This is a genomic window from Acinetobacter sp. WCHAc060042 (assembly GCF_003231195.1).
GTDB lineage: Bacteria > Pseudomonadota > Gammaproteobacteria > Pseudomonadales > Moraxellaceae > Acinetobacter.
This window is the reverse complement of sequence record NZ_QKVN01000006.1, coordinates 1-12,314: the sequence shown is the minus strand read 5'-3', so window position 1 is coordinate 12,314 and position 12,314 is coordinate 1. Positions and strand designations below refer to the sequence as shown.

At 42.6% G+C, this 12,314-nt stretch carries 12 protein-coding genes and 1 pseudogene; 6 read left to right on the top strand and 7 right to left on the bottom strand.

The window, feature by feature from the left end:
- The first annotated feature begins 1 nt into the window (after nucleotide 1).
- A complete protein-coding gene (coaE, locus tag DPG01_RS03865) occupies nucleotides 2-601 on the top strand; it encodes a dephospho-CoA kinase (RefSeq protein WP_110974245.1) in 600 nt (199 codons plus the stop codon).
- A 16-nt stretch (nucleotides 602-617) separates the two neighbouring features.
- Here coaE and DPG01_RS03860 read toward each other — a convergent pair whose 3' ends face one another.
- From DPG01_RS03860 to DPG01_RS03850, 3 genes are all read right to left on the bottom strand, one after another.
- Nucleotides 618-1,532: a DMT family transporter gene (locus DPG01_RS03860; protein ID WP_171327345.1), complete on the bottom strand. Its 915-nt coding sequence runs from the start codon at nucleotides 1,530-1,532 to the stop codon at nucleotides 618-620.
- A gap of 32 nt (nucleotides 1,533-1,564) precedes the next feature.
- Nucleotides 1,565-2,314 carry a 23S rRNA (guanosine(2251)-2'-O)-methyltransferase RlmB gene (gene rlmB, locus DPG01_RS03855; RefSeq protein WP_087527058.1) on the bottom strand — a complete coding sequence of 250 codons (750 nt, stop codon included), beginning with the start codon at nucleotides 2,312-2,314 and terminating at the stop codon, nucleotides 1,565-1,567.
- A gap of 141 nt (nucleotides 2,315-2,455) precedes the next feature.
- The gene (locus DPG01_RS03850) at nucleotides 2,456-2,779 is read right to left on the bottom strand and encodes a pyrimidine/purine nucleoside phosphorylase (RefSeq protein WP_086209701.1); all 324 of its coding nucleotides are present in this window, start codon (nucleotides 2,777-2,779) and stop codon (nucleotides 2,456-2,458) included.
- A 390-nt stretch (nucleotides 2,780-3,169) separates the two neighbouring features.
- Between DPG01_RS03850 and recN the strand changes: the two genes are divergently transcribed.
- From recN to ruvX, 3 genes are all read left to right on the top strand, one after another.
- Complete coding sequence (gene recN / locus DPG01_RS03845) at nucleotides 3,170-4,831, top strand: DNA repair protein RecN (RefSeq protein ID WP_110974244.1); 1,662 nt, start codon at nucleotides 3,170-3,172, stop codon at nucleotides 4,829-4,831.
- Between the two features lie 111 nt (nucleotides 4,832-4,942).
- On the top strand, nucleotides 4,943-5,497 hold the full coding sequence (locus DPG01_RS03840; protein ID WP_086209703.1) for a YqgE/AlgH family protein: 555 nt from the start codon (nucleotides 4,943-4,945) through the stop codon (nucleotides 5,495-5,497).
- Nucleotides 5,490-5,933 (top strand): Holliday junction resolvase RuvX, encoded by a 444-nt coding sequence (gene ruvX / locus DPG01_RS03835; RefSeq protein WP_110974243.1) that lies wholly within the window; start codon nucleotides 5,490-5,492, stop codon nucleotides 5,931-5,933. The genes DPG01_RS03840 and ruvX overlap by 8 nt, the downstream gene beginning before the upstream one ends.
- A gap of 83 nt (nucleotides 5,934-6,016) precedes the next feature.
- On the opposite strand, the gene DPG01_RS03830 is transcribed toward ruvX, so the two are convergent.
- The 3 genes and pseudogenes from DPG01_RS03830 to DPG01_RS03820 form a co-directional block, all read right to left on the bottom strand.
- Nucleotides 6,017-7,024, bottom strand: a complete 1,008-nt coding sequence (locus DPG01_RS03830) for an HlyD family secretion protein (RefSeq protein ID WP_110974301.1) — start codon at nucleotides 7,022-7,024, stop codon at nucleotides 6,017-6,019.
- A gap of 37 nt (nucleotides 7,025-7,061) precedes the next feature.
- The gene (locus DPG01_RS03825; protein ID WP_110974242.1) at nucleotides 7,062-7,268 is read right to left on the bottom strand and encodes a DUF1656 domain-containing protein; all 207 of its coding nucleotides are present in this window, start codon (nucleotides 7,266-7,268) and stop codon (nucleotides 7,062-7,064) included.
- A gap of 2 nt (nucleotides 7,269-7,270) precedes the next feature.
- A pseudogene (locus DPG01_RS03820) lies at nucleotides 7,271-9,352 on the bottom strand (FUSC family protein).
- A 445-nt stretch (nucleotides 9,353-9,797) separates the two neighbouring features.
- Here DPG01_RS03820 and DPG01_RS03815 point away from each other — a divergent pair.
- Complete coding sequence (locus DPG01_RS03815) at nucleotides 9,798-10,568, top strand: IclR family transcriptional regulator (protein WP_110974241.1); 771 nt, start codon at nucleotides 9,798-9,800, stop codon at nucleotides 10,566-10,568.
- A gap of 7 nt (nucleotides 10,569-10,575) precedes the next feature.
- Here DPG01_RS03815 and DPG01_RS03810 read toward each other — a convergent pair whose 3' ends face one another.
- The gene (locus tag DPG01_RS03810; protein WP_110974240.1) at nucleotides 10,576-11,208 is read right to left on the bottom strand and encodes an alpha-ketoglutarate-dependent dioxygenase AlkB family protein; all 633 of its coding nucleotides are present in this window, start codon (nucleotides 11,206-11,208) and stop codon (nucleotides 10,576-10,578) included.
- A 128-nt stretch (nucleotides 11,209-11,336) separates the two neighbouring features.
- Between DPG01_RS03810 and DPG01_RS03805 the strand changes: the two genes are divergently transcribed.
- On the top strand, nucleotides 11,337-12,314 hold a 978-nt coding region (locus tag DPG01_RS03805; RefSeq protein WP_162622321.1), incomplete at its 3' end, for an ABC transporter transmembrane domain-containing protein.

Here is a 12,314-nt window from a genome sequence, read left to right as displayed (position 1 = left end):
TATGGCATTTATTTTAGGTCTGACAGGCGGAATCGGTAGCGGGAAATCTGCCGCAAGTCACTGGTTTGAACAACAAGGCATTCACGTGGTTGATGCAGATGTGGTTGCTCGAGAAATTGTGGCTGTAGGTCAGCCTGCACTGCAACAAATTCAAGCCCAGTTTGGAGATTGGGTGCTCCTAGACAACGGCGAACTGAATCGCCGCGCTTTGCGCGAACACATTTTCCAAGACCCAGCTGCCCGCACGCAATTGGAAAATATCACCCACCCTGCTATTCGCCAGTCCATCAGACAACAATTGCGAGATGCGACTAGCCCTTATGTGATTTTGGTTTCACCGCTACTGTTTGAGACCAATCAACATGAACTAACCCAACACACCCTGTTGATTGATGCTTCTATAGATCTACAAATTTTGCGTGCTTCTCAACGTGACCATCAAAATATTGAGCAGATTCAGGCCATCATTCAAGCTCAAATGCCACGCGAGCAAAAACAGGCTTTAGCCAATGATATTGTGATAAATGATGGACATTTGGAGCACTTATACGCACAGCTCAGACCTTTGCATTTAAAGTATTTAGCTCGTTCAGAAGCCTAAAAAAAGCAGTCGATTATCACTGCTTTTTTTGTTGCACGAGTTGGGCTTTCAAACTGTCCTTACGTATCCAGCGCCAAGGCTGCAAGGCACCAATCCCCATCCCTACAAGCCCACATAAAATGGCAACACTCAGCGGCTCATTGAGCAGAGGAACTGCAATTATTGCAGCAATAAATGGTGCTAAAGTGACAATACTGCCTGTTTTAAATGCCCCCAAACGTTTAATAGCCTCCACATAAGTAAGAGTCGCTACAATCACCACAAATATGCCATGAAATATGACCTGAGCAATCAATTGCACAGGTTGCACATGTGCGAGGGTTTTGGGCAAAAACAAAACATAAATTGGTACAAATACAATCGCAGCCCAAACCGCAACACCTGCCATGGAATGCCACGCAGATAATTTCCATTGCCGAAGCAAGACAGTAAATGTTCCCCAAAGCACAGCACTGAGGAAAAATAAACCATCCCCTAAACTAAAAGCGATACCTGTTTCTTGATACATCAACCCGCTCATGACCGTCAGTGCAAGCAACATAATACTGAGGCTAAGCCAAGTATGCCGGTCAAAGGGCTGCCGAAATAAAAGATAAGCCGCGACAGCCGTGCAAAGTGGAATGCAGCCATTGAGAAAGATCGCAGCATGTGCCGCAGGCACATAATGAAATGCACTATAAGCGGTGATGCAATAACATACCCCACCGATCATCGCCAAAATAAAAGGCTCTTTCTTCCACAAAAAGGCGGTATCCTTTTTATAGATCAAGATCGGCATTAAAATGCAAAATGCCAAGAGAAAACGTAAGGCGGTAATATCCCACGCCCCAATGCCCCAATTAGCACTGAGCCGAGCCGTTAAGGTAAATCCCCCCCAAATACACATGGTGATGGCAATAAATACATAGCCTTGTTTTTGAGGGGTCATCATTGGATTTAAATTGAATCGGAAATTAAAAAATTTTAGACATTACGTTGACGACATGCTTCATACAAAGCCATACCCGTTGCTACACTGACATTCAGACTTTGCAAGTTGCCTGCCATCGGGATATATACTGTTTGATCACATTGAGACTGGGTAATTGGACGCAGGCCTGTATCTTCAGCACCCATCACCACACATACAGCAGTGCCCGTAAAATCGAACTGTTGTAGCGGCAAGGCTTTTTCATCCAACATGGTACCAACCACACGCACATTAAATTCTTCCTTAATTTGCGCTAACGTCCGAGCCAAATTGGTTACTTGAATAAATTTAACTTTTTCAGCACCACCTGCCGCAACTTTGCGCGCAGTCGGGGTCAAACTTGCAGAACGATCACGAGGCACAATCACAGCTTCAACACCCATTGCAGCAGCAGTACGGATACATGCGCCGAGGTTATGCGGATCGGTGACTTGGTCTAAACCCAGCAATAAACAATTTGGCGACTGTTTAAGTAAAGCTTCTAGATCTTTTTCATTGAAAACTGGATTAGGACGGACCGCAGCCACAACTCCTTGGTGGAACGGCAAGCCAGCCATTTTTTCCAAGCGATCACGGCCCGTTTGTTGCACACTAATCCCAAACGGTTCAGCCAGTTCAAGCACACGCTTTAAACGCTGGTCATCACGCCCTTTTAAGGTAAAAAGTGTGAGCACACGTTCAGGCTCAAGCTCCAACAATGACTCCACCGAATGAACGCCATAAAAATATTCAGGTTTAGCCATGTAGGACCTCTAAAAGATAAATCACCATCGACACGATGTGCCAAAATAAAAATCCTGTAAAGCTGACTTTACAGGATTGCTGTGCAATATCTAGTTTAACTGATTTTGCTTAAAATTACTTAGTGAGTATTGTCTGAAAGCTTAGCCTTCTAAATGACACACGTAATCTAAAACTTCATCAGTTTCAATTTTGAAACGGCTATTGCCAGGCACGTAAAAAGACTGTCCCGCACGGAACAATTCGCTCTCTTCACTGTCTGCAATCTGCACACGACATTCGCCTGAAATAATTTCCATACGCTCTGGCACATGTGTTTCGAACGTCAATGCTTGCTCTGTCGGTAGAATGACACCTAACGTTTTTTTGGTACCATCTTCAAACTGTACAGTATGGCTAATGCATAAACCGCCAAAATAAACATTGGATTTTTTAATGACAGAGACATGATCGAACTGAGTTGACATGCATACACTCCAGATAATGCGCATTTATAATCATATTGATGTGCTAGTTTAAAGATGTGCGATTAACTAATCAATCCATGTTTTATTCCATTCAATCAATATTTTGTTAAAGCCCGACCATTGTACAATTGCACCTATTCTCTCTACACTTTGGCTTAATTTTTGCCTGTCTAAGCCTTCTAAAATAGTCATTTTGAATATATCTAGAAACCAAGGACAACTTTGCTACCAATTTTAGATTCACGACGCGATTTAAAAATCTATTAGGTCGTCTTTGGGATTCAAGCTAAAATAGTCCAGTTTTAACTAAAACCAATAGCACTGCCGTCTTGTCGGCTGAATAAAACTTGACTATCTTAAACTAAAACTTTTCGCAGCTCGGATGCGTTTATGCTGACACATTTAACTTTAATTAACTTTGCTTTAGCTGATCACTTAGCCCTTGATATTGATCAAGGCTTTAATGTCTTAACGGGTGAAACAGGTGCAGGTAAATCTTTATTACTTGATGCACTGTCAGCATGTCTAGGTGAACGCACCGACACTAACTATGTTCGTTTTGGTTCAGACAAAGCCGATGTGACCGCTATTTTTAGTTATCAAGAACATAGTCCTGAAGCAACATGGTTAAAGTCACATGAACTCGATGATGAGTCAGGCGAAATTCATTTAAGACGTGTGATCTTTGCTACAGGACGAAGCAAAGCATGGATTAATGGCCGTCCGAGTAGCTTAGCTGAATTAAAAGAAATTGGCCGTTTGTTGGTACAACTCTACAGTCAACACAGTCAGCAACAGCTGTTAGAGCCACCTTATCCAAAGCGCTGGTTAGACCTGTATCACAACTTCTACCCTGAAGCGCAGGCTGTACGTGAAGCTTATAGTACTTGGCAAAAAGACATCCGTCAGCACCAAGCAGCATTGGATGCCCAAGCCACACGAAAACAGCGTATCGACACGCTAAACCTACAACTTGAAGAACTCGAAGATGTGGTTCAAATCGACTACAAGGAGATTGAACAAGAGTTTGACCGTCTTTCACATCATGAAAACATCATGCAAGACAGCAGTTATGCCTTAAATACATTAGATGATGCAGAGCAGAACATTAATCAAGAAGTTTCCAGTATTCTTCGTCGTTTAGAGTCGCATGCAGGCCGTAGTGAGCAATTGGCTGAGATTCACACCTCTTTGCTGAATGCGCAAAGTGAACTTGAAGATGCCACAGCCAACCTACGTCAGTTTATTGACCGTCAAAGCTACGACCCTGAACGCATGGAAGAGCTCAATACACAGCTTGAAATGTTCCACCGTTTTGCACGTAAATATCGCACGCAACCTGAATTGCTCAAGCAAGAATATGAACAATGGCAAGTCGAATTAGAACAACTTCACTTATTAGAAGACCCTGAAACACTGGCAGAACAAGTCGAGCGCTCGCATCAAGACTTTTTAGATAAAGCACACCATCTGGATCAAATTCGCCAAGATGCAGCCGCACCACTGGCCAAACATTTAACCGAACAAGTGAAACAACTGGCCCTACCTGAAGCTCATTTTGAGTTTAAGTTTGAACCTTTGGAACAGGCTTCAAGTGAGGGACTCAGCTTTATCCAACTATTATTTACAGCCAATAAAGGTATCCCACCTCAGCCCTTAGCCAAAGTAGCATCAGGCGGTGAACTCTCACGTATTGCCTTGGTCATGCAAGTAATGAATGCTGAAAAAACTGAAGCAGAAGTTTTGGTGTTTGATGAAATTGATGTCGGGATCAGTGGTGGCACGGCGGAAATTGTGGGACGCCTCTTGGCCGACTTAGGCTCACACGTGCAAATTTTATGTATTACCCACCAAGCCCAAGTCGCAGCACAATCCGACCAACATCTATTGGTGAAAAAGCGCCAAACTGATCCTGCCAGCAGTACCATTTTAAGTTTAGAAGAAGATGAGCGAATCAATGAGCTCGCACGCATGACAGGGGGGGTTGAAATCAACGACACCACACTGCAACATGCCAAGCAATTACGCCAGCTAAAGTTCCAGTCTGCTTAGAATATGTAGATTGGATCACAAAAAAAGATTTGGAGAATAGGCATTAGTCTAGTAACGTGGTAATTAGGAACATTTACTAGAAGCATTTCAATTTCAAGGAGAAGCCTTTAGGTGAGCAAACAATATCTGACGCATCGCTGTCTCATTGCCCCGCCCGATATGGCAGATGATTTTTTTGCCAATACGGTGATTTATTTGGCTCGACACGATGAAGAAGGTGCTCAAGGCATCATCATCAACCGACCTTCAGGACTTTCTGTTAAGGAATTGCTCAATGATCTTGAAATTGAAGCAGATCATGTCCGCCCTCATGATGTACTCCAAGGTGGCCCTTTACGTCCTGAAGCAGGCTTTGTCTTACATACTGGCCAACCAACATGGCACTCATCTATTGCGGTGGGAGAAAACATCTGTATCACTACCTCTAAAGATATTCTAGATGCCATTGCCCATAACGAAGGTGTGGGTCGTTATCAAATTGCTTTGGGTTATGCCAGCTGGACCAAAAACCAATTGGAAGATGAACTCGCTCGTGGTGATTGGTTGGTCTGTGATGCTGATATGGATTTGATTTTTAATATTCCTTATAACGACCGTTGGGATGCTGCCTACAAAAAGTTGGGGCTCGACAGAACCTGGTTGTCATCTGAGATTGGACATGCCTGATTTAAACACACCCCAAATGATTATGGCATTTGACTTTGGTACACAAAAAATGGGCATGGCTGTCGGTCAAGCATTGATTGAAAGTGCCACACCTTTGGCGTTGTTTCCCATGAGAGATGGCATTCCCAATTGGGATGATTTGCATAAAATTATCAAGCAATATCAACCTAATCTATTTTTAGTCGGTTTACCGCTGAATATGGATGATAGTGAGTCAGAACTCTCGGCCCGCGCGCGTAAATTTGCGCGTCGTTTACGTCATCAGACCAATATTGAAACGTGGATGGTGGATGAACGTTTAAGTACCCGCTCTGCCCGCGATGAGTTAAGTCACTACCAAGCACAAGGCAGAGGGAAAAATCTCTCTGCAGATAGCCTTGCCGCTGCATTATTTATTGAAAGTTGGTATCGTGAACCCAAAGGACTTACGCCTTAGTTCAAAGTCTATCGAAACATAGCGAATCATCTTAAAAAAGCATCCAATAAGGATGCTTTTTTAAGAGATGAAGAAAGACCAATTTAGTGGCTCTTCTCGATAATATGTACTGTCACAGTTCGCCCCGCAACAAATGCCAATTCATTCTTTGGAATTTCATCTAATGCAATTTTTACAGGAACGCGTTGCGCTAAACGCACCCAACTAAAAGTTGGATTTACATTTGCCAACAGACCTGTACTGGATGTTCGTTCACGATCTTCAATGCCTGAGGCAATGCCCTGCACATGACCTTTTAAACTTCCCGAATCACCCATCAACTGAATGGTTGCGGGAGCACCGAGATAAATTTTATTTAACTTGGTTTCTTCAAAATAGCCCACCACATAAAGTTGTGAACGATCCAACAACGCCGCTACCGCTTGACCCACTTTGACATAGTTGCCTGCTTTCATCTCAAAGTTAGACAATGTGCCATCGGCAGGTGCTACCACTTCGGAACGGTTCAAGTTTAATTCCGCCAAATGTAAATTACTGGTCGCAACGTCAATGAGTGCCTGCTGCTGGGCAATATTGGCTTTGGCTTGCTGAATTGCGGCTTGCATTTGCTCCTGTTCGGCATGTGATTGATCTCGTACAGCAAACATCTGATCTTGTTCTTGTTTTGAAATCGCACCCTCCATCAAATTAGCATAGCGATCTGCATTTTTATCAGCCAAAAGGCTATTGGCCTGTGACTTGACCCAGTTGGCTTTGCTTTGAAACAATTCTGCTTCAGCAGAAGCCAAACTGGCTTGGGCTTTAGCTAAGTCTGATTTGGCTTGTTCGACATCCAAAGCTTGACGTGCTATGTCAATTTTAAACAGCACTTGCCCTTTTCTTACCGTTTGATTGTCACGCCCCAAAACCTCAGTGACTAAGCCTGAAACATCTGAAGAGACTTGAATCACATCACCTCGAATCCGCCCATCACGTGTCCACGGCTCAGCATTGTAGTAGTGCCAAAGATGAGCGATTACCAAAATCGCAACAACCACGATGACAACTAAAGTTAAGGGTCGGCTGACTTTACGCCAATCAAAGGATGCCATGTTCATTTTACCTCATTCATTTCAATCAAATGTGTGCTTAAGAAAAGCTCACGATAAAACCCCAATGGACTATGCCTAGCAGCGTGATATATAGACATAAATAAAAAATACTGGGTAAGAAAATCCAACCTTTATCAACCCAAGGGTCAGTCACCCGCATGAGTAGCCTTAAACCGATGTAGGCCAAAAGTGCCTGAACGACTAAAACAGGGACATATACGCCATAGATATTGAGTTCACCCATGGTTATGCTCCCAACAAACCGACTTGGGGCATTTCATCCCATGTCGCATGACACAAACTACTTTGAATATTATTTAGAGAAACCTGCAAACGACGTGCAATGCTTAAATCATCAATCTGTACCAATTCGGCTTGAATATCCTGAATTTTATCTAAAATGTCTTGCCTACACTTTGAGTCAGCCGTATGTCTCTCCTTGGCCTGAAAAAATACATCTATTTGGCTTTGTAATTTTTGTAAATGTCTAGTAAGGGTTGTATAGCCTGATAACTGATCCATTAATTCTTGTACTCGGGTCAAATCAATCACTGCACTGGACTCAATCAATGCCAAATTGATTTTTTGCTTCAGTACATCGGACTGTACCAACTTGGTATTCAACACACCTATCCGATCCAACATACTACGCAAATGCACTCTAAACTCGACCCCATAAGGCAAATATAGCGCTTGTCGTATCGCTTTATAGTGTAAAGACAGGATTCGTTTGGCTGTAATGTCCGGCGACATCGCACGAACCAAATGAATCACATAGACAGAAATGATCGGACCAAGAACTGTACCAATCGAGGCATCAAAGAACGTTACTTGATCTAGGTGATAACGGTTTTGCAGGTTTAAGCCCATGACCACACCCATCAATAAAGGCAACGCCAAACCTGTAAGTGGCGGATGTAAAAACAGCATCAGGCAGTACATACAAAAAGGGGCCAATACTATCGCTAACATCCAAAAAGCGCTGACTTGCGGGAAGATGCCATAAGCATGAATAAAGACAATAATCGCCGCATACAAACTGCCACGGATAAAAATTTTTAAGGCAGGAACGGGATTATCCATACTGGTGAGAATGCAAGCACAAATAGCCGCCATTTCCGCCATCATAAAACCTGCTTTCCAGCCACTGACGATCCAAAAGCCAGTCGCCACAATCACCACGATAAAAGCAGAAACACCACCACGTACTGCAACACCATGATCGCGATGTAAGTTAGGATAAATCGTACTCATCGGGATCACGGTCGCAGGTAAACTGTCATCGCCTTGTTGAATACGTTGCCAAATCAACTTAATGGCACGTATATTTTGAATAAAATGACGGACATCCATTTTTAGACTGGCCAATATGACTTGCTGCTGTGGCAAGGCACTGTCAAACACGTCTTGGAAACTCGACTCAAATTGTTCAGGCAAATGGTTTAGTTCTTGTTCTAAAATGGCTTGATCGCTTTGCAAAAACTCGACGATCTGCACATGCACTTTTTCTAAAGCAGGACGGTACGCAACATCAATGTGGTCTAGCTGCTGAATCCGCTCTGCCATCGCCACCAGATTGGTCACCAACATACTCAGTTGATGCAACATTTCTTGTAAGGGTTTGGTCATGCCATGTAATGCTGATTTCTAATAGCTCAAGTACACAGCCATCACATGAATATCAGCAATATCACGCGTGATATTGCTGAGCGTAGCGCTGTAATTGATGGCTTTTACGTCCGCATTGAGGATTTTATCAAAAACTGCCCGGGTATCTTGAAGAGTCTGTGAAACACGGGTTTTCACCACAGGACCAATATGCATAGGGAACAGTACCGCATTCACCACGGCACTACATAACACTCCAACCGTAATTTCGATAAAGCGCCCAATCGCCATATCAAACATTGACGTAGTTTCAATGTTATAAATAATGTTGTAGCAAATAATGACTGTGGTATAACCAGCCAACATAAAAATATAGCTACGTGGCGTTCGATCCAATAAAGAAAAATATAGGCAAAATCCGACCCACGTCGCCAAAAACAAGGTGAATAGTTCAGGGGTATTAATCAGATTTGGGGTAACCGCAAGTGAAACAATAGCGCCCAACAGCGTTCCCAAAACACGATATACGCTCTTTGAAGCGGCCATTCCAGTATAAGAATTGGCAATCACGAAGACTGTGCCTATAGCCCAAATGGGATAAGCCAGATCTAAGGAAAATGCCACATACAGTGAGAGCATGCCTGCCAAAAAAGTTTTGCTCGCAAAAATCCAATCCAATTTATTTGGACGAAATGCAATTAACTGTTTGGTCAGGAACATAAATCATCTCTAAATGCGCTGAATGACAACATCTACAGGATTCTTCAACGCAGTATTGCTCAAGCAAACAGCAACACTTCATCCTCACCAGAAGCGAAAACGAATCAAAAATAATTCCAATAAATGAAGTCTTTTACAGACATGGGCAAAGACAGCACCATGTGACAGGAAAGAAAACGCTCAAAAAAATAATGAAACATTATTCATTAAAAGACATTTCTATAGATAATTTTTCCAAAATTAATTGTTTTTGTCAATCAAAATATCTCCATGTGATAATACAATCTTTTTTATCCGTGTTTTATCGCTTGTTTTTCAGACCAATTCTGCATATTAAAAGTTTCTCAAGCCTTCTGCGTAAACAGAAAACCATGTCAAAGTTATGTGTTTTTTGTTATATAGTCACTATTGCTCAGATAGATGATTTTTGACTCAGTAGGTTGTTATGGCACTTTCAAGTTTTGGTAAAATTCTCACTGTCTTAGGCCTCTTTTCTGTGTCACGCCCGATTATCAATGTCGATACTATCAGTGCCGAACTGGGGCTTTCACAACCTACAAGTTATCGCTACTTAAAAGAGTTGGTGTCCGCAGGACTTTTACAGCGTTTAAGCGGAACCAGCGGTGACTATACTTTGGGTTCTCAAATTGCTGTGTTGGACTACATCTCTCGAACCACAGATCCGTTATTACAAATCAGCATTCCTTTTATGCAAGACATCGTTGAGCGAACGGAATTTTGCTGTATCCTCACCCAGCTCAACGCAGAGCACTGTATTGACCTATATGGTGAAGTTTTTAAAGATCTTGAGTTATTTTCCTATGGGCGGGGTTGCCCACGTCCCGTGTATTTGGGTTCATCGCCGAAAGTGGTGATCTCACAGCTTAGCAAAGCCAAAATTATTGAATATTATCAAAAATTTGCTACTCAACTGGCCGAGGTCAATTTTGCCGCGAGCCAAGAAGAATTTTTACAAAAAATGAAAGCCATTAAGAAACAGGGCTATTATTTTTCCAATGGCGAGTTTGACCCCAATCTTGCCAGTCTTTCCGTACCTGTCAAATTTTCACCCAAAGATACGCCGTTGGCACTGACCTTATTGGCTTCGAAGAACCGATTTGAATTTGTCGATCTGAAAAAAATGGTCGAAATATTAAGACATAGCGCACTACAAATCGAACAGAAATGCCATCTGCTACATAATATTGAGACCTAAATTTTATTTAGCCTTGCTGTGCGGGATAGAAATAGCGAAAGGTTAAATTCAGTCGTGGCTCAGTGATTTTACTGGATTTCATCAACGCATGTTTCCAGTAGCGCTGAGTCTGCCCACGCATCACGATCAATTGCCCACTGTGTAGCATAAGCTCAACTTTTTCCTGTTTAAACTTGTGCTTAAAGCAAAACTTACGGGTTGCACCAAAACTGAGTGAGGCAATCACCACATTGTCTTGCTGCGGCGAACGTAGTGAAGGTTCATCATCACTATGCCAGCCCACAGCTTGGCTACCATTTTCATATAAATTGGCTAAACATGAATTAAATGGATGTCCCACCAGTTGCTCAATATGCTGTTTTAAACGAAACAAAGCAGGATGCCATAACAGTGCTTGCTTGGCACTCCCCGAATAGTGATATTGATACTCAGCATCGCCATACCACACCACTTTTCGTTCCGTGACATAACGTTTGCCATACAGTACGACCTCGTCAGGTTGCCATGCCAAATGCGCTAAAAAATAATCCAAATATTTCGCACTTTGCTCCGCAGTTAAAATCAAGCCCAAATCCTGCACCTGCCCATCACATGGGAGCACGTTTGCTTGCGGTTCAGGACTAAACAGATCTAAGGTCATGACTGTTCCTCCTCTGCAAACAGTTTAACTGAATTTAGAACGACACAAATCAAAACAAAGTCACAGCTTGTCGCCTAGCCTCCTTATGCATACACTCATCTGAACTTTCACAATAAAAAGAAGCATGTATGAACCTTTGGCAGTTGTTTCAAAAGCTTCGCCCCTTTGTCCGCCCCTATCGGATATTGGTGATTGCGACCTTGATCCTGACGCTGATTGGTTCCTTCACCGCGCAGGTCAATGCCCTGACTTTGCAATATGCCGTCGACAGTATCAACCGTCTGGTCGAACAAGGCCAAGGACTGACCGAAGGCCTACACATTTTGATCACCATTTCTGTGATTTTACTCAGCAAAGAAATCATCAGTGCCTTGGTGCAGTTTGGTCAAAAATTTTATGGGGAAAAACTGCGCATTCTGGTATCACAAGACTTGGCGCAAAGTATTATTGAAAAATTCCTGAACTATCGTTTGACCTTTTTTAATGCCGATCAGAACCAAGCAGGTAAGCTACAAACGCGAATTGACCGTGGCATTGGTTCGCTCACCCGTCTCATACAAATCTTTTTTATTGATATTTTACCGCTCTTTAGCAGTGCGATTGTGGCACTGGGACTGATGTACTATGCCAATATTTATGTCGGTTTAGTAGCAACCAGTATTATTCCGATTTACTTTTGGCTGACCTTTCAACAGGCAAAAAAACTAGGAGGATGGCGGCGTAAACTGCGTGATGGTCGTGAAAAAAAGAGCCAAGGCATTCTGAGTATTATACAGTCGATTAGTGTGATTAAATCCTTTAACCGAGAGTCTATTGAGTCCACCAAACAACTGAAACTGCAAAAAGCACTGACCGAAAACCAGATGCAAACACGGCAGCTCAGTTTTTTATTTGATGGCTTAAAGACCTTTATTGAACAAATAGGGATTGTGCTGATTATCATCCTCACGGCGTACTTTGTACTCGATGGACAGATGAGCATCGGCATGATCATGTTTCATATTTTATTGTTCAATAATGTCTCCGCACCCATTCGTTCATTGCACCGTATTTATGATGAAGTGAATGATGCGATGATTTACGCGGAAAGCTTTTTTAAAATTTTA

Excerpts from the sequence above, each read along its gene's own strand:
- DPG01_RS03815 (WP_110974241.1), top strand. The coding sequence starts at position 9,798 with ATGGCACTTTCAAGTTTTGGTAAAATTCTCACTGTCTTAGGCCTCTTT.
- DPG01_RS03830 (WP_110974301.1), bottom strand. The coding sequence starts at position 7,024 with ATGGCATCCTTTGATTGGCGTAAAGTCAGCCGACCCTTAACTTTAGTT.
- DPG01_RS03860 (WP_171327345.1), bottom strand. The coding sequence starts at position 1,532 with ATGATGACCCCTCAAAAACAAGGCTATGTATTTATTGCCATCACCATG.
- ruvX (WP_110974243.1), top strand. The coding sequence starts at position 5,490 with ATGCCTGATTTAAACACACCCCAAATGATTATGGCATTTGACTTTGGT.
- recN (WP_110974244.1), top strand. The coding sequence starts at position 3,170 with ATGCTGACACATTTAACTTTAATTAACTTTGCTTTAGCTGATCACTTA.
- DPG01_RS03825 (WP_110974242.1), bottom strand. The coding sequence starts at position 7,268 with ATGGGTGAACTCAATATCTATGGCGTATATGTCCCTGTTTTAGTCGTT.
- DPG01_RS03850 (WP_086209701.1), bottom strand. The coding sequence starts at position 2,779 with ATGTCAACTCAGTTCGATCATGTCTCTGTCATTAAAAAATCCAATGTT.
- coaE (WP_110974245.1), top strand. The coding sequence starts at position 2 with ATGGCATTTATTTTAGGTCTGACAGGCGGAATCGGTAGCGGGAAATCT.
- rlmB (WP_087527058.1), bottom strand. The coding sequence starts at position 2,314 with ATGGCTAAACCTGAATATTTTTATGGCGTTCATTCGGTGGAGTCATTG.
- DPG01_RS03810 (WP_110974240.1), bottom strand. The coding sequence starts at position 11,208 with ATGACCTTAGATCTGTTTAGTCCTGAACCGCAAGCAAACGTGCTCCCA.